Below are 16,592 nucleotides of genomic sequence, written 5' to 3'. Positions count from 1 at the left end.
CATGACTCAGGAACGGGACGCCCTGCTGCGCCCGCACGCCGAACAGGCCTTCGCCGACGAACTGAAGGCCCTGGCCGCCACCGACGATCGCCCGCGTCCGCCCTCCTGGAAGCTGTCGCCGTGGGCGGTGGTCACCTACCTGCTGGGCGGCACGCTGGCCGACGGCACCGTGATCACCCCCAAGTACGTGGGCCCGCGCCGGCTCATGGAGGTCGCGGTCGCCACCCTCGCCACCGATCGCGCCCTGCTGTTGATCGGTGTGCCCGGCACCGCGAAAACGTGGGTGTCGGAACACCTTTCGGCCGCCATCGCCGGGCATTCCACGCTGCTGGTGCAGGGCACCTCCGGCACCGCCGAGGAGGCCATCCGCTACGGCTGGAACTACGCCCGGCTGCTGGCCGAGGGTCCGAGCGAGGCCGCGCTGGTGCCCTCGCCCATCATGACCGCCATGCGCGCCGGCTCCATCGCGCGGCTCGAGGAGCTCACCCGCATCCCCTCGGATGTGCAGGACGCGCTGATCACGGTGCTATCGGAGAAGACGCTGCCGGTGCCGGAACTGGGCATGGAGGTGCAGGCGGCCAAGGGCTTCAATGTGATCGCCACCGCCAACGACCGCGACCGCGGCGTCAACGAGCTCTCCTCCGCGCTGCGCCGCCGGTTCAATACCGTGGTGCTGCCGCTGCCGGCCGGTGAGGACGAGGAGGTCTCCATCGTGACCCGCCGCGTCGAACAGCTCGGCGCCGCACTGGAATTGCCCGCCGTCCCCGCGGCGGCCGAGGAGATCCGGCGCGTGGTGCGGGTCTTTCGCGAACTGCGCTCGGGCATGACCGAGGACGGGCGCACCAAACTCAAGTCGCCGACGGGCACACTGTCGACGGCCGAGGCGATCTCGGTGATCACCAATGGGATAGCGCTGGCCGCGCACTTCGGCGACGGCGTGCTGCGGCCCGCCGATATCGCGGGCGCGGTACTGGGCGCGGTGGTCAAGGATCCGGTCGCCGACCAGGTGGTGTGGACGGAATATCTGGAGGCCGTGGTGCGGCAGCGCCCCGACTGGGCCGACTTCTACCGGGCCTGCCGCGAGGTGCACGAATGACCATTGCCGTCGCGGTATCGACCGAGGCCGGAGTGCCGACCGAGACGCGGGTGTTCGGCATCCGCCACCACGGGCCGGGTTCGGCCCGCTCGCTCGCGCTGGCGCTGGCGCGGTTCCGGCCGGACGCCATCCTCATCGAGGGGCCGTCCGACGCCGATCGGCTCATCGGTTACCTTGCGGCCGAGGGGATGTCGCCGCCGGTGGCGCTGCTCGCCTATCAGCCCGACAGCCCGGCCAAGGCCGCGTTCTGGCCCTTCGCGACCTTCTCACCGGAGTGGGTGGCGCTGCGGTACGCGGTGGACAACGGTGTGGCCGTGGGCTTCTGCGATCTGCCCGCGAATGTCGCGCTCGCGGTGGCGGACGAGCCCGGCGACCGGACCGATCCGCTGGCCATCCTGGCGGCCGCCGCCGGGTACGACGACGCCGAACGCTGGTGGGACGCCATCGTCGAATCCGCCTCGGACGCCGATATCTTCGCTGCCGTCAACGAGGCCATGGGCGCCTTGCGGGAGCACGCCGAGCACCTGGACGGCGCCACCGCCGGCCGGGAATCCGATTCCGTTGTCCCGGTCGAGGGGTCCGGGACAGCAGAGGAGGACGAACCGCTCTCGGAGGACGGACCGGTCTCCATCGAATCGGTACGGATCACGGTGGACGCGCACACGTTGCGCCGTGAGGCGCACATGCGGCAGATCATGCGAAAGGCCTTGAAGGACGGCGCACAGCGACTGGCCGTGGTGTGCGGCGCGTGGCACGCGCCGGCACTGGAGGGCAAGCTGGGCCCGGCCGCGGCCGATGCCCGGATCCTCAAGGGCATACCGAAGAGCAAGGCCACGCTGACCTGGGTGCCGTGGACGCATTCGCGGCTGGCGAGCTCGTCCGGCTACGGCGCGGGCATTACCTCGCCGGGCTGGTACCACCACCTGTTCACCGAGACCGAGCAGCCCATCGCGCGGTGGCTGACCAAGGTGGCGGGCACGCTGCGGGCCCACGATCTGCCGGTGTCCAGCGCGCACATCATCGAATCCGTCCGGCTGGCCGACACTCTCGCGACCCTGCGGGGGCGGCCGCTCGCCGGCCTGTCGGAGGTCACCGAGGCCACCCGGTCGGTGCTGTGCGACGGTGACGAGACGCTGTTGCGGCTGGTCAGTACCGAACTGGTGGTGGGCGAGGCGCTGGGGACGGTCCCGGACGGGACGCCGACGGTGCCGCTGGAGGCGGATCTGCGGGCCCAGATCAGGACGCTGCGGCTGAAGCAGCAGGCCCTGGAACGGACGGTGGATCTGGATCTGCGCACCGATGGCGGGCTGGCGAGATCGCGCCTGCTGCACCGGCTCCGGCTGCTGGGCATCGGGTGGGGCAAGCTGACCGACAGCCAGGTGCGCAATACCGGCACCTTCCGGGAGACATGGACGCTGCGGTGGCGGCCGGAGCTGGCGATCTCGATCGTCGAGGCGTCGCGCTGGGGTACCACGCTGCGGTCGGCGGCCGAAGCGAAAATCCTCGATACGGCGCAGGATCCGGACGCGACGGTCGGGAAGGTGGCGTCCGCGCTGGAGGAGGCGCTGCTGGCCGATCTCGGCGGGGCCACCGATGGACTCATCGCGCGGCTGGAATCGGTTGCGGCGCTGGATCACGACGTCACCCATCTGATGTCCGCGCTGCCCGGATTGCTGCGGATCGTGCGCTACGGCGATGTGCGCGGCACGGACAGCGCGGCGCTGACCCGGGTGGCGGACAGTCTGCTGGTTCGCAGTTGCGCGGGTCTGCCGGGCGCGGTGACCGGGCTGGATGCCGACGCGTCCGCCGCGCTGCGGGCTCAGATCGATGCGGTGCATCTGGCGCTGTCGGCGCGTGACGACGAATGGGCCACCGGGACTTGGCTGTCCACGCTGGAGACCCTCGCCGATCGCGATGACGTCAACGGCGGGATCGTCGGGCGCGCGGTCCGCCTGCTCTGCGATGCCGAGCGCATCGACGGCGTGGAATCCGGGCGCCGACTATCCGCGGCGCTGTCGGTCGGGCGCACCGCTCCCGACAAGGCGGCCTGGATCGACGGCTTCCTGGGCGGGCGCGGGCTGCTCCTGGTCCACGACCGAAACCTGTTGTCGCTCATCGACGATTGGCTGTGCGGCCTCGACGAGGCGCAGTTCGTCGCCACCCTGCCGCTGCTGCGCCGGACCTTCGGAGCGTTCGAATCCGGCGAGCGGCAGGCCATCGGCCAGGCCGTACGGCACGGCGCGCCAACGGCTTCGGGCGCCCGCAGCACCGACTACGACACCGACCGCGGCGAGCTCGCCATGCGCGGGGCGGCCGAGATCCTCGGAGTGGCGGGATGACTGCACATCGAAACCGGGGCGTTGCCGAACTTTCGAGGGGATTGTCATGAACGAGATGGACGAGGCACAGGGGCGGCGGTGGCGGCTGGTGCTCGGCAGCGCCGGTGAGGCCGGGCTCGGGGGCGGCGGGCTCGGCAATGCCGACGATCAGGCGATGGATCGGGCGCTGGGGGCGCTCTACGATTCCGGCGGGCAGGGCGGGAGCGGGCGGCGCTCGGGCGGGCTCGGGGGTTCCGCGCCGCAGGTGTCGCGGTGGCTGGGCGATATCCGCCGGTACTTCCCGTCGACGGTGGTGGAGGTGATGCAGCGGGACGCGGTGGATCGGCTCAACCTCACCGAATTGCTGCTCGAGCCCGAGCTTTTGGAGGCGGTCGAGCCGGATGTGCATCTGGTGGGGACGCTGCTGAGCCTGAACCGGGTGATGCCGGAGACCACCAAGGCCACCGCCCGCATGGTGGTGGAGAAGGTGGTGCAGGAGATCGAGCGGCGGATCGCGGCGGCGACCGTGGCCGCCGTGGGCGGGGCGCTGAACCGGGCGGCGCGGGTGTCGCGGCCGAAGCTGCGGGATATCGACTGGGACCGGACCATTCGCAAGAACCTGGCGAACTACCTGCCCGAGCATCGGACCGTGGTGCCCGAGCGGCTGGTCGGGTACGGGCGCAAGGCGCAGGCCGTCAAACGGGATGTGGTGCTGGCCATCGATCAGTCGGGGTCCATGGCGTCGAGCGTGGTGTACGCCTCGGTGTTCGGCGCGGTGCTGGCGTCGATGCGGTCGCTGCGCACCTCGCTGGTGGTCTTCGATACGGCCGTCGTGGATCTCACCGAGAAGCTGGCGGATCCGGTGGAGGTGCTGTTCGGCACGCAGCTGGGTGGCGGCACCGATATCAACCGCGCCATCGCCTACTCGCAGTCGCTCATCACCCGGCCGGCGGACACGCTGTTCGTGCTGATCTCCGACCTGTACGAGGGCGGCGTCCGCGCGGAGATGCTGCGGCGCATTCGCGCCATGAAGGAGGCCGGGGTACAGGTGGTGGTGCTGCTGGCGCTCTCGGACGAGGGCGCTCCGGCCTACGACCGCGACAATGCGGCGGCGCTGGCCGCACTGGGCGTGCCCGCTTTCGCCTGCACACCGGACCGCTTCCCCGACCTGCTCGCGGTGGCCCTGGATCGCGGTGATGTTGGGGCGTGGGCACACAACACGCTGCGCGGACAGACATAATGGGCACGCACCACGTGGAGAAACCACGCCACGCGGTGCGCCTCGAGGATGGAAGTGCCCAATGGTTCGCGGCCCGTCTCGTTCTGGACTGAGCGGAGCGGGGGAGCGAAGCGGAGGAGCGGAGGGAGGGAAGAACGAGACCTCCAGGGCCGCGAACCCGCCCGGAGCGAAGCGGAGGGCACATTAGATACAGAACGGGGGCTGATGTGCGCTCTGGTGATGTGTTCGCCGATTACGTCATCGAACGCGAGCTCGGTCGCGGCGGCATGGGCTCGGTGTATCTGGCCAAGCATCCGCGGCTGCCGCGGATGACGGCATTGAAGCTGCTGAATCAGGAGATGTTCGCCGACGACGAGATTCGCGCCCGCTTCATCCGCGAGGCGGATCTGGTCGCCCGGCTGGACCACCCGAATATCGTCACCGTGTACGACCGCGGTGACGAGGGCGAACAGCTGTGGATCTCCATGCAGTACATCGACGGGATCAATGCTTCCTCGATCACCCCGGGCACACTGCCGCCGCTGCGCGCGGCCCAGATCATCGGCGAGACCGCCAAGGCGCTCGACTACGCGCACGGCCTGGGTGTCCTGCACCGTGATGTGAAGCCGGCCAATATCCTGCTGGCCCGCTCGTCGTCCAAGACCGGCTCCGGCGAACGTGTCTACCTGACCGACTTCGGCATCGCCCGCCTGCGCGATGACACCGGCCACCTCACCCAGACCGGCACGGTCACCGCCACGCTCGCCTACGCCTCGCCCGAACAGCTGACCGGTGCGTCCCTCGACGGCCGCTCCGACCAGTACTCCCTGGCCTGCACGCTCTTCCAACTCCTCACCGGCACAGTCCCGTTCGAGGGCACCAGCCCCGCCGCGGTCATCCGCGGCCACCTCCAGCAGCCCCCGCCGCCGGCGAGCCCGCTCCGCCAGGCACTGCCGCGCACCATCGACGCGGTCCTCACCAAGGCGCTCTCCAAGCGGCCGGCCGACCGGTACCGCTCCTGCGTCGAATTCGCCACCGCCGCCGAACGCGCCCTCCAGGCGCCCCGCCCCGCCGCGCCCCCGCGCCCGCCGACTCCCGCGCATCCGCAGCCCATCGTCGCCCCGCGCCCGCCGACTCCCGTCCGGCCGCAGCCGGTGATCCAGCAACCGCCCAATCCGACACCGTCGACGCCGCGCCCGCTCGTGGGCCCGGGCCCGTCCTACCCGAACCAGGCCCCGTCCTACCCCAGCCCGGGCCCCGCGTACCCGGTCCCGCCCACGTCGAACCCGTCCTTCCCCAACCAGCCGATTCCGAATCAGCAGGTATCGACCCCGGCGTACCCGAATCAACCCGCGCCGCAAACCTTTTCGAAACCGGCGGTGGGCCCCGCCCCGTCGTACAACCAACCGCAGTCCTACGCCCCACACACCAACCCACCCCCGACCTACACTCCCCCGCAACGCAATTCGAACACGACGGCCTGGCTGGTCGCCGCCATCGTCACGGTCCTGGTCATCGTCATCATCGTGATCGCGGTGATCATCAAGGGCAGCAAATCCAAGGCCGACGCCCCGCAACACCCGGACACAGTCGTCACCCTCGCCTTCGCCGACGCCCTGACCCCCGACAACGCCCTGGGCGACAAGCCCTTCCACATCACCCTCTGAACGAGCCCTGCCGGTCAACCGAGTTTTACACCGGCAGGCACCGGCCCGACGGCTTCGAGTCATCGGTCGAGCAGCGGCCACGCCGGTAGGCGTCGCAATGGCCGGCTTCGATGACGCACGTCAGAAATTCTGTGGTCGGGTGCGCGATCACGCGGTCAGACTGCAGCGGTGGCGACGACGGAAAGGGTTGGGCGGCCTCCGATCCGAGTCCGGGCGACCGGGTGGGCTCTGACCTCATGGGCACTGTTCGCGAGTTCCGGGCCGGTGGCCAAGGCGGTGATGGCGACGGGCTGGTCCCCGGCGGCGGTGACGTCGGTTCGGATCACATTCGCCGCGATACTCCTCGTCCCGGCCGTTGCCGTATTGCGGCCGCGGGCGCTGCGGTTCCGCCGTGCCGACCTGTGGTTACTGCTCGGCTATGGAGTGCTCGGCGTCGCCGGGGTGCAACTGTTGTTCTTCGTTGCGGTGGCCCGGATTCCAGTTGCGGTAGCAATGGTGCTGGTCAACCTCGCGCCCGTGCTGGTCGCGCTCTGGGTGCAGAGAACACGGCACACCAGGCTGCCCGCACCGGTTTGGCTGGGCATCGGATTGGCGCTGACCGGCTTGGCCCTGGTCGCACAGCTCTGGCAGACCACCCACCTGAACATGCTCGGCCTTGCCGCCGGTCTGGGCTCGGCGATCTGCTCGGCCGGATACTTCCTGCTCGGCGAACACGGTGCCGGCAGGCACGACCCGGCCGGGCTGACTGCCCTCGGATTGACCATCGGCGCAGTAGTGGTGGCAACGTTCACCCCGCCGTGGACGCTACCCATCCACTTACTCACAGCCCCCGCTGTATTGGGCGGTCTGCAGGCTCCGGTGTGGCTGCTCTTGCTGACCCTGGCCGTCGCCGGCACCGTGCTGCCCTACCTGGCCGGACTCCGAGCCCTCCGCGACCTGCCCTCGGCCGTGGCGAGCGTGCTGGCCGTGGTGGAACCTCTGATCGCCGCCGCTTTGGCCTGGCTACTGCTCGGCCAGTCGCTTGGGCCGACACAAATAGCCGGGGCGGTGATCATGCTGATCGGCGCAATGCTCGTGCAGCTGAACGCCCCGAGGTAGTACGGGAAATAACGAATTCTCGTGATGTGGTGGGGTGGGCTTTAGCGGAAATATTCATGTCATGAGCAGCACAGAGATTCGCAACTCCCGCCCGACCGTTCTCGTCACCGGAGCGACCGGGGGCGTCGGTCGTCACCTGGTCTCCACCCTCCTCGCTCGCGGCGTCGCGGTCCGCGCGCTGACCCGGAAGCCCGAGGACGCGAACCTGCCCGAGGGGGTCGAGGTTGTCGCGGGTGATCTCGCCGACGCCTCGACCCTCGGGGCGCAGGTGTTCGAGGGTGTTGATCGCGCCTTCGTGTTCCCGGCGCGGGGCGTCGACACTTTCATGGACGCGGCTGTGGCCGCTGGAGTACACCGGTTCACGGTGTTGTCCTCGCTGGCGGCGGCGATGGAATTCCCCCGCGACCACGGCTCGGCGAGCCAGCTGCACCACAGTGCCGTGGAAGCCGCCGTCACCGAGCGCACCGACGGGTGGACGATCCTGCGCCCCGGCACCTTTGCCAACAACCTGCTCGAATGGCGGTGGCAGATCGGCTCGGGTGCGCCGATCCGGGCACCGTACCTGGCGTCCGCTCAGGCCCCGATCCACGAATTCGACGTCGCCGAGGCCGCGGCCGAGACGCTGCTGTCCGACGAGCACATCGGCCAGATCATCCCGATCACCGGCCCGCAGGCGCTCACCCGCACCGAGCAGGTCGCCACGCTCAGTGCCGCGCTCGGCCGGGAGATCCCGCTGATCGAGATCACGGCCGACGAATTCCGCGCCGAGACAGCGCAATTCATCCCGGAGCCGATCATGAAGATGCTGCTCGACTACTGGAGCGACACCCTCACCACCCCCGACCGGGTGCGGCCCGCCACCGTGGTGACCGGCAAGCCCGGACGCACTCTCGCCGAGTGGGCCGAGGACCACCGCGCCGACTTCGGCGCCTGACAACTCCACCGACCGGGTAGCCCGGCCATACAGGCCGGGCTACCCGCGGTTGATCATGGAAGTGCCACTGCGAAGTTGGGGTAGTTGCGGGCTGCGGCGCGGGCGGGGGCGAGCAGGTCGGTGGGGCCGTTCAGGGTCCAGATCACGAGACGGGCGGTCGGCGGGTAGTTGTCGAACTGCTTCCAGATGTCGTCTTCTGTTGTGGCGGTGAGAGGTTCGCGGATGACCGGCGAGGTGTCGACGGGGTGGGTGGTGAGGGTGCCGGAAAGGCGGAGTTCGAGGAAACCACGCGGGCCCGTCTCGGACTTGCGGGCGGGATGGGGGCTTCCCGCGTAGGAGGCCGGGCCGAGGTGGGTGCGCTGGTGGACGTGGCCCAGGGCCCAGTAGTCGTAGCCATGCGCGGCGAGGGTGGCGAGAGTGGTCGGGGCGCAGGCGCGGCGGCTGTGTTGGCCGGTGAGGCTGGTGTGGAGGAGGGCGATGTTGGTCGCGGCGGCGAGGGGCGTGGGGTAGCCGGCGGCAAGGTCGCGCAGGTCGTCGCGGGCGGCGATGGACTGGGCGTGCAGGACGATGCCGAGGTCGGGCCAGTGGTGGGTGGCAGGGTTGTCGGCGGGGGCGAGCCAGGTGGTGGGTGGTAGCCGGAGGTGTTGCGGGAGGGGAGATTCGGCGTCGTGGTTGCCCCAGATGAGAGCCACGGGGATGCCCGCGTCGTGCAGGTCGGCCAACGCCTGTTCGGCGGTGGCGAGGGCACGCGGGGTGGCTTCGTGCCGGTCGAACAGGTCGCCGGCGAGGAGGACGCCGTCATAGCGTTCGTCGAGAATCCGTTGCAGGAGAGCGGCGGACGCGGCGTAGGCGTCCTCGACCGGGTCGATGGCAGGGCATCCGGGATAGTCCGGGACCGCCCGCAGGCGGGCGCCCAGGTGGATGTCGGCGACGTGTGCCAGCCGGATCATCGGGTGGACCGGTCGGTGAGGCGGTGCCGCCACCACTCCAGGATCACCAGGACAACGGTCGAGCTGAGCACGCCGATCACGGTCATGGCCATCGCCTCGGCACGGTGGCCCTGATCGAATTGGCCGAGAATCCACGGCGACAGCAGCGGTAGCGAGGACGGCCGCACCATCGAGGACGCGACGACCTCGCGCACACCGAGCAGGAACGCCAGCAGCCAGCCCGCGACGATGCCGGGGACGAGCAGCGGAATCGTGATGCGGCGCAGGATCTGCCAGGTGTTCGCGCCCGCGGCGGCCGCGGCCTCCAGCAGGGTGTCGTCGATGGCGGCATAGGCGGTCTTCACCTGCTGCAACGCCATGGGCAGGGTGATGACCACATAGGCGAGCACCACCATCGCGCGCGTGTTGTAGGGCGTGACCGGCAGCCAGGGCGCGTTCCAGAAGAAGATGAAGCCGATGACCAGCACGATGGTGGGCACGGTGTCGGGCGCGATACCGAGCAGATCGACGCCCCGCCGGGCCGCGGATCGCGCCCGCGGCACGGCATCCCGGCCGCGCCGGACGATCGCCAGGGCGCAGGCGACGGCCAGCACGGTCGTCACGGTGGCCGCGATGAAGGCCAGCACCACGCTGTTCTGCAGCGCCTCCAGCCCCCGGCCCGGACGCAGCACCCGCGCGAAGTAGTCGAAGGTGAGATTGCCCGGCGTCGGCGGCTTGGACCGCAGAATCGTCATGGCGCCCAGCAGGATCGCGATATACGGCACCACCACCGACACCAGCAGCACCAGGCCCGGCCACAGCAGCGCGGCCGCGGTCCAGCGACCGGTCCCGACGGTGGCGCGGCGCGCGGCGCGGCCGCCGAACCCGATATCGCGGCGGCTCACCCACTGCTGCAGCCCCCACACGGTCATGCCCATCGCCAGCAGCAGGCTCGACAATGCAGCGGCCCGCGGGAAGTTCAGCGGGTCGATGGTGACGTTCCCGTAGATCTCCGATACCAGCACCGGGAAGCCGATCTGATTGCCGAGCGTGACCGGCGTGCCGAATTCGCCTGCGGCGCGGATGAACACGATCAGCGCGCCCAGCGCATAGGTGGGTGTCAGCAGCGGGGCCAGCACCAGCCGCAGCCGCTGCCCGGCGGATGCCCCTGCCACCGCGGCCATTTCATCCGCGCTGGCGGGGATGGTGTCGAGCCGGTTGCGCAGCAGCAGGTACAGGAAGGTGAAGATTTCGCACGCCATGATGGCCGCCATCCCGACCGGGGTCTCCACCACCGCGCGCAACCCCGCGCCGAACGGCCCGAACCACCGCTCGGCGAGACCGTTGACGCGGGTGAAGTCCAGCCACGCCATGGCCGCCACATACGGCGGGGTGAGGAACGGGACCATGACGGCGATGTCGATCCATCGGTGCCGCCGCAGCGGCGTCCACGACATGAGGAAGGCGAGCGGCGCGGCCATCACGGTGGCGATGACCACGACCAGCACACCAAGCAAAACCGTATTGCCGACGATCCGCAGATTCGCCGATTCGGTGAGCTGCCCGAGCGCGGACGGCCGCCCGTCGTAGCCGGTCACCGCCCGGATGAGCACCGCCACCAGCGGCGCGGCCACACCGACCAGCAGCAGCGCCAGCAGGGCGTAGACCCCGCCGCCGGTGCGCGGGCGGGTGGCCGCGCGACCGGGTGCGGCCTCGTCGAGGCGTGCGGTCACGCCGCGCCCAGATAGCGCTTGATGAATTCGGCGAGTACGTCGCTGCCGCTGCTCTTCACCTGGTCCCAGGTGAACGAAAGCTGCTTGACGTCCTCGTATTTGCGGGTGCCGTCGGCGACGGATACCTCGGGCCGGGCCGGAATCATCTGGTGCGCGGCCGAGATCTGCTGACCCTGCTGGGCGAACATGAAGTCCAGGAACGCCTTCGCCGCGGCCGGGTTCTTGGCGGTCTTCAGCACGAACACCGGGCGCGGGGTGATGGTGGTGCCGGAGGACGGCGAGATCACCTGCAGCGGTTCGCCCTTGGCGATGGCGTCGTAGGCGGAGTAGTCGACGCCGCCCAGGATGACGGCATGCGATCCGGCGGTGACATCGTCGAGGGCCGGGCCGTTCGCCCCGTGCACCACCATGCCGTTGGCGAAGAGCTTGTCGAACAGCTCCCAGGTCTTGTCCTTGCCCCAGGCCGCGACCATGGCGGCGACCAGGTCACGGGCGGTGCCGGATTCGCGTGGGTCGGGCATGATCACCTTGCCCTTGTAGTCCGGCCCGGCCAGATCGGCCCAGTCCTGCGGGCGGGCGGTGGTGGCCTTGGTATTGACCACCAGCGTCAGCGCCGAACCGTCGCGTCCGACGAAGGCGTCGTCCTTGCCGGCCCAGCCGGCGCGGATCTGGTCGGATCCGGCCGGGCGGTAGGGCAGGGTGCGGCCGTCGGCGGCGTACTTCGCGGCCGGGGTCCAGGAGGCCAGGTAGGCGATGTCGGCCTGCGGATTCGCCCATTCGGCATCGAGTTTCGCGGTGATCTTGCCGGTCTCACCGGCGAAGACGTTCACCTTCACGCCGGACGCCTTGGTGAAGGCGGCCACCAGGTCGTCGGTGAGTTCCTGCGGGTTGGCCGAGTACAGGGTGAGTTCGCCCGACAGGCCCGCCGGGGCGGTCCAGGTGCTGGTGACCGCGGTCTTCGCGGTGTCATCGGCGGCCGAACCGCAACCGGCGAGCACGAGCGCCGACGCGAGCGTGGCCGCGGCGAAAGCGCGACGGGACATCGACATTTCGGGGATTCCTTTCGAAAAAGCCTGGTGGAGAGCGGGTTCAGGCGGCGGGAGTGACGACGTCGTCTGCCCGTACCGCGAGCCGCAGTTCGGTCCCGGCCGCGTGCGCGCGCCGGTCCGGAACCGTCCAGAGCCGATCGACGCCGTCGACCGCGCAGCGCAACTGGTATGCGCCGCCGGTGAAGACGGACGACCGGACCGTCCCCGACACGGTCACTTCGTCCGGCCCGGCGGGCGTGTCGCCGAGGACCCGCACGGCCTCGGCGCGCACACCGCCACCGGACGGCAGCGGATTGAAGGTGCCGACGAACTCCGCCACGAACAGATCGGCGGGCCGGTGATACAGCTCCTCCGGACTACCGTGCTGCAGCACGCGCCCGGCCCGCATCACCACGATGCGGTCGGACATGCTCAACGCCTCCGCCTGATCGTGGGTGACGAAGACCGTGGTGAGACCCAATTCCGTGGTCAGCGACCGAATCTCGGTGCGCAGCTGCTCCCGCAGCGCCGCATCCAGCGCCGACAGCGGCTCGTCCATCAGCAGCAGGCTCGGCCGCGCCACCAGCGCCCGGGCGATGGCCACCCGCTGCTGCTGCCCCCCGGACAACTGATGCGGCATCTTCTCCGCCGCCGCGGCCAGCTCGACCCGCGCCAGCGCCTCGGCCACCCGCTGCCCCGCCTCGGCGCGCGCGACGCCGGTAACCCGCAGCGGGAACCCGACATTCGCCGCGACAGTCAGATGCGGCCACAACGCCAGATCCTGGAACACCATCCCCAGACGCCTGCGCCGCGGCGGCACGAAATCCCCCCGCCCGACATCGCAGACCACCTCGTCACCGAGCCGAATCCGCCCCCGCTGCGGCCGGTCCAACCCCGCCAGCAGCCGCAACAGCGTGGACTTCCCACACCCGGACGGCCCGAGCACCGACACGAACTCCCCGGGTTCGATCACCAGATCGATGGGCAGCAAACCGGTCCCGTCCGAATAGGTACGGCTCAGTTCCTCAAGGACGACCCGCGTCCCGAGTCCCTCCCCGGCCACAGCAAACATGGCGGCTGACAGTAGGCAGCAAATCTGACTTCTTCGGGCGCGCCGGGTGAACGCCCGATGACAACTCGTCTCAGCCCCCGCAGCGAGGCCGCGGCAGCGGAGACGAAATGGGCCCCTCGGGATCGAAATCCCGAGGGGCCCAGATCGGTCCGGAGTGCCTACAGGTCGGCGATGGCGGCCAGTGGGGGTGTGCGGGCGGCTCGCACGGCGGGCCAGAGGGCGGCGAGGACGCCGACCACGCCGGAGGCGAGGAGCATGAGCACGATTTGGACCCAGGGCACGGCGATGGTGGCAATGCCCAGGTCGGCAAGGGTTTTGAGGAAGCCTACGCCGAGCGCGAGGCCGAGGATGACGCCTACCACCGCGCCGAAGATGGCGATGAGCATGGATTCGAGGTAGATGCTGCGCCGGACCTGGGCCCGCTGCATGCCCACCGCGCGGAGCATGCCGATTTCGCGACGGCGCTCCACCACCGACAGGGCCAGCGTGTTGACGATGCCGAGGATGGCGATGACCACCGCCAGCGCCAGCAGGCCGTAGAGGATGGCCAGCAGGGTGTCGATCTGTTTGCCCTCGGCGCCCTTGAAGTCGTTGCGGTCCTGGACCTGGACGATGACGTACTGCTCGGTGGCCTTCTCCAGGTTCTTCCGCATAGCGGGGAGGTCGGCGCCGGGCTGGGCGGCGACCAGGACCAGGAAGCTGGACTGGTAGCTGACCGGGACCGTCTTCTGGTACAGGGCCATGGGGGTGACCATGTTCTGCAGCAGCTGGGTGTCCTTGTAGATGCCCGCGACGGTGACCTTGAACTTCTTGTAGTCCATGCTGGAGATCTCGACGCTCTCGCCGAGCTTCCAATCATGGTCGGAGGCATAGGTTTCCGACACCATGATGTCGTCGTCGCCGAGCTGGTCGGTGCCCTGCTCCACGGTGTAGTTGAGCGCCTTGGCCATCGGCCCCTCGGGCGCGGTGCCGAGCACCTGCTTGCCGTCGACCCTCAGGGCGACACCGTGGAAGGCCACCACGTCCTTGACCTGCGGCACCTGCCCGACGGTCGCGGTGGCGGCCAGCGGGACGCCGATGATGCCGCCGGGCGGCCCGGCCAGAATGTAGTCGGCCTTCACACCCTTGTCGACCAGGTCGCTCACACTGGCCTTGGCCGAGGAGCCGAGCATGCCGATGGCGGACACCAGCATCAGGCCCAGGGTCAGCGCGAAAGCCGTCGCGGCGGTCCGGCGCGGATTGCGAATCGCGTTGTTGCGCGCCATCCTTCCGACCGGACCGAACGGCCGCACCAGCACACCCAGCCCGGTCACCACCGGTCGCGACAGCGCCGGGGAGGCGAACAGCACCGCGAAAATCAGTGCGGCAGCGCCGATTCCGACCACCGTGGCCGCACTGCCGCCGGTGCCGCGCGCACCCAGCACCACCAGCACCGCGCCGGCCACCGCCAGCACCGCGCCGATAATGGTGCGCAGCCGCAACGACTCTCCGGCCGAGTTGGACTCCGAGCGCATCGCCTCCACCGGCGGCACCTTGGCCGCCCGCCGCGCCGGCGCGTACGCACTGAGCACCGTGACCACGGTGCCGACGCCGAGGGCCACCAGCACGGTGCGCGGCTGCAGCGACATGGTGCCGGTGGGCAGCCCCAGCTTGAAGGCATTCAGCAGCCCGGACAGGCCGAACGACAGGCCGACGCCCGCCGCCAGACCCAGTGCGCTGCCGATCAATCCGACGATCAGCGACTCCCCCACCACCGACCGCGAGATCTGCCCGCGGCTCGCGCCGACCGCGCGCAGCAGCGCCAGTTCGCGCAGCCGCTGCGCAACCAGCATGGAGAAGGTGTTGTAGATGATGAACGTGCCCACCAGCAATGCGATGGACCCGAACGCCAGCAGGAAGTAGTTGATGAACTTCAGCGCATTGCCGAGCTGCGCCTTGAAGTCGTCACGCACCTGCTGGGCGTCCTGCACCTTGTAGTCGGGCAGCGCCGCCTTGAGCCGATCGCGCAGATCATCGGCCTTCACCCCGGGCTGGGCCGCGATGTCCACGTACGCGACGTGCAGGCCGTCGGTGAACAGCTGGCGGGCCTGCGCATCCTCGAACTGCAGCGCGATGAACCCGCCGGTACTGGAGGCGTCGATGTCGTAGATGCCGGAAATGGTGACGTCGATATTGCCCTTGGACGGCACCAGCACCGTGGTGTGGTCGCCGACCTTCAGCCCGGCCCGTTCCGCACCGCCCTTGTTGATGGCGACCTGACCCGGCTGGGCGGGCGGCACGCCGTCGATGAACTTGTCCGGCTCGGCCACCGACTTGCCCGGCGGCAGATACGACTGCCCGAAACTCGGTGCGCCACCGGTCTGTACGGCGTGCCCGTCCTTCAGCAGCACCACCGGGCCGTTGACGCTGGGCGCGACGGTCTTGACGCCGTCCAGGTGGGAGAGCTTGTCCACCACGTCGTTCGGCACACCGAGCGACTGCTGCTCCTTGGGCTGCACCCGCACGTCCACGCCCTTGGCCTGGGCGGCGAAGATGCCGTCGAAGGTGCTCTGCAGCGTGTCGGTGAAGATGAAAGACCCTGAGATGAAGGCGGTTCCGAGCACGACCGACAGCACGGTCAGCACCAGGCGCACCTTGTGCGCGGCGAGATTGCGCAAGGCGACCTTGCGCATCGGGGAGGCAGCCATCAGAGCGTCTCCAGCGACTTCATCTTGTCGAGCACGGAATCGGCGGTGGGCTCCCGCAATTCGTCCACGATCTGGCCGTCGGCGAGGAAGACGACCCGGTCGGCGTAGGAGGCCGCGCGCGGATCGTGGGTCACGATCACCACCGTCTGCCCGAACTCGTTGACCGCCGCCCGCAGGATGCTGAGCACCTCACCGGAGGAGTGCGAGTCCAGATTGCCGGTCGGCTCGTCACCGAAGATGATGTCCGGCTTGCCCGCCAGCGCGCGAGCACAGGCCACGCGCTGCTGCTGACCACCCGACAGCTCGGCGGGCCGGTGGGTGAGCCGGTCGCCCAGGCCCAGCCGCTTGACCACCGTCGCCAGCCACTCCTCGTCGGTCTTGCGGTTCGCGATATCCAACGGCAGCGTGATGTTCTCCAGCGCGGTCAGCGTGGGGACCAGATTGAACGCCTGGAAGACGAAGCCGATGCGGTCGCGGCGCAGCATGGTCATCTGCTTGTCCGAGAGCTTGGTCAGATCGGTGTCACCGATGTGGACCGTGCCCGCGGTGGCGGCATCGAGACCGGCCAGGCAGTGCATGAGGGTCGACTTGCCCGAGCCCGAGGGCCCCATGATGGCGGTGAACTCGCCCTTCGCGAACTCGGCTGTCACCCCGTCCAGCGCACGAACCTGTGTGTCGCCCGATCCGTAGATCTTCACAAGATCGGTCGCTCGGGCGGCGACCGCGGCCGTGCTCTGCTCGAGCGTGGCGGATTCCGAGACGTTCGAAGTCATGATGTCCAGTGTGTCTAGGTTCTGGGATGGACGCCATC

Annotated in this window: 12 protein-coding genes; 6 read left to right on the top strand and 6 right to left on the bottom strand. The window is 69.6% G+C overall.

Annotated features, from left to right (window positions below; genetic code table 11):
- Window position 1: 1 nt before the first annotated feature.
- From ACFXIV_RS20915 to ACFXIV_RS20890, 6 genes are all read left to right on the top strand, one after another.
- Entirely contained in the window at window positions 2-1,096 is a 1,095-nt protein-coding gene (locus ACFXIV_RS20915; RefSeq protein WP_379394360.1) for an AAA family ATPase, read from the top strand.
- Window positions 1,093-3,435, top strand: a complete 2,343-nt coding sequence (locus ACFXIV_RS20910) for a DUF5682 family protein (RefSeq protein WP_379394186.1) — start codon at window positions 1,093-1,095, stop codon at window positions 3,433-3,435. Before ACFXIV_RS20915 ends, ACFXIV_RS20910 begins: the two co-directional genes overlap by 4 nt.
- Before the next feature lie 46 nt (window positions 3,436-3,481).
- Window positions 3,482-4,654: a VWA domain-containing protein gene (locus ACFXIV_RS20905; RefSeq protein ID WP_379394184.1), complete on the top strand. Its 1,173-nt coding sequence runs from the start codon at window positions 3,482-3,484 to the stop codon at window positions 4,652-4,654.
- A 206-nt stretch (window positions 4,655-4,860) separates the two neighbouring features.
- Entirely contained in the window at window positions 4,861-6,300 is a 1,440-nt protein-coding gene (locus ACFXIV_RS20900; RefSeq protein WP_379394182.1) for a protein kinase, read from the top strand.
- Between the two features lie 168 nt (window positions 6,301-6,468).
- On the top strand, window positions 6,469-7,398 hold the full coding sequence (locus tag ACFXIV_RS20895) for a DMT family transporter (RefSeq protein ID WP_379394180.1): 930 nt from the start codon (window positions 6,469-6,471) through the stop codon (window positions 7,396-7,398).
- Between the two features lie 61 nt (window positions 7,399-7,459).
- Window positions 7,460-8,332: an SDR family oxidoreductase gene (locus ACFXIV_RS20890; protein WP_379394178.1), complete on the top strand. Its 873-nt coding sequence runs from the start codon at window positions 7,460-7,462 to the stop codon at window positions 8,330-8,332.
- Window positions 8,333-8,385: 53 nt separating this feature from the next.
- On the opposite strand, the gene ACFXIV_RS20885 is transcribed toward ACFXIV_RS20890, so the two are convergent.
- From ACFXIV_RS20885 to ACFXIV_RS20860, 6 genes are all read right to left on the bottom strand, one after another.
- Window positions 8,386-9,282: an exonuclease SbcCD subunit D gene (locus ACFXIV_RS20885; protein ID WP_379394176.1), complete on the bottom strand. Its 897-nt coding sequence runs from the start codon at window positions 9,280-9,282 to the stop codon at window positions 8,386-8,388.
- On the bottom strand, window positions 9,279-10,994 hold the full coding sequence (locus tag ACFXIV_RS20880; RefSeq protein WP_379394174.1) for an ABC transporter permease: 1,716 nt from the start codon (window positions 10,992-10,994) through the stop codon (window positions 9,279-9,281). Before ACFXIV_RS20880 ends, ACFXIV_RS20885 begins: the two co-directional genes overlap by 4 nt.
- Window positions 10,991-12,043, bottom strand: a complete 1,053-nt coding sequence (locus ACFXIV_RS20875; RefSeq protein ID WP_379394172.1) for an extracellular solute-binding protein — start codon at window positions 12,041-12,043, stop codon at window positions 10,991-10,993. Before ACFXIV_RS20875 ends, ACFXIV_RS20880 begins: the two co-directional genes overlap by 4 nt.
- Window positions 12,044-12,083: 40 nt before the next feature.
- Window positions 12,084-13,094 carry an ABC transporter ATP-binding protein gene (locus tag ACFXIV_RS20870; protein ID WP_379394170.1) on the bottom strand — a complete coding sequence of 337 codons (1,011 nt, stop codon included), beginning with the start codon at window positions 13,092-13,094 and terminating at the stop codon, window positions 12,084-12,086.
- A gap of 158 nt (window positions 13,095-13,252) precedes the next feature.
- Complete coding sequence (locus ACFXIV_RS20865) at window positions 13,253-15,781, bottom strand: ABC transporter permease (protein ID WP_379394168.1); 2,529 nt, start codon at window positions 15,779-15,781, stop codon at window positions 13,253-13,255.
- Entirely contained in the window at window positions 15,781-16,554 is a 774-nt protein-coding gene (locus ACFXIV_RS20860; RefSeq protein WP_379394166.1) for an ABC transporter ATP-binding protein, read from the bottom strand. The genes ACFXIV_RS20865 and ACFXIV_RS20860 overlap by 1 nt, the downstream gene beginning before the upstream one ends.
- Window positions 16,555-16,592 lie beyond the last annotated feature (38 nt).

Origin of the sequence: Nocardia sp. NPDC059236, assembly GCF_042754085.1 — a bacterium.
Classification (GTDB): Bacteria; Actinomycetota; Actinomycetes; order Mycobacteriales; family Mycobacteriaceae; genus Nocardia.
This window is presented reverse-complemented; position numbering and strand designations above follow the sequence as displayed.

Excerpts from the sequence above, each read along its gene's own strand:
- ACFXIV_RS20915 (WP_379394360.1), top strand. The coding sequence starts at position 2 with ATGACTCAGGAACGGGACGCCCTGCTGCGCCCGCACGCCGAACAGGCC.
- ACFXIV_RS20910 (WP_379394186.1), top strand. The coding sequence starts at position 1,093 with ATGACCATTGCCGTCGCGGTATCGACCGAGGCCGGAGTGCCGACCGAG.
- ACFXIV_RS20905 (WP_379394184.1), top strand. The coding sequence starts at position 3,482 with ATGAACGAGATGGACGAGGCACAGGGGCGGCGGTGGCGGCTGGTGCTC.
- ACFXIV_RS20890 (WP_379394178.1), top strand. The coding sequence starts at position 7,460 with ATGAGCAGCACAGAGATTCGCAACTCCCGCCCGACCGTTCTCGTCACC.
- ACFXIV_RS20885 (WP_379394176.1), bottom strand. The coding sequence starts at position 9,282 with ATGATCCGGCTGGCACACGTCGCCGACATCCACCTGGGCGCCCGCCTG.
- ACFXIV_RS20875 (WP_379394172.1), bottom strand. The coding sequence starts at position 12,043 with ATGTCGATGTCCCGTCGCGCTTTCGCCGCGGCCACGCTCGCGTCGGCG.
- ACFXIV_RS20870 (WP_379394170.1), bottom strand. The coding sequence starts at position 13,094 with ATGTTTGCTGTGGCCGGGGAGGGACTCGGGACGCGGGTCGTCCTTGAG.
- ACFXIV_RS20865 (WP_379394168.1), bottom strand. The coding sequence starts at position 15,781 with ATGGCTGCCTCCCCGATGCGCAAGGTCGCCTTGCGCAATCTCGCCGCG.
- ACFXIV_RS20860 (WP_379394166.1), bottom strand. The coding sequence starts at position 16,554 with ATGACTTCGAACGTCTCGGAATCCGCCACGCTCGAGCAGAGCACGGCC.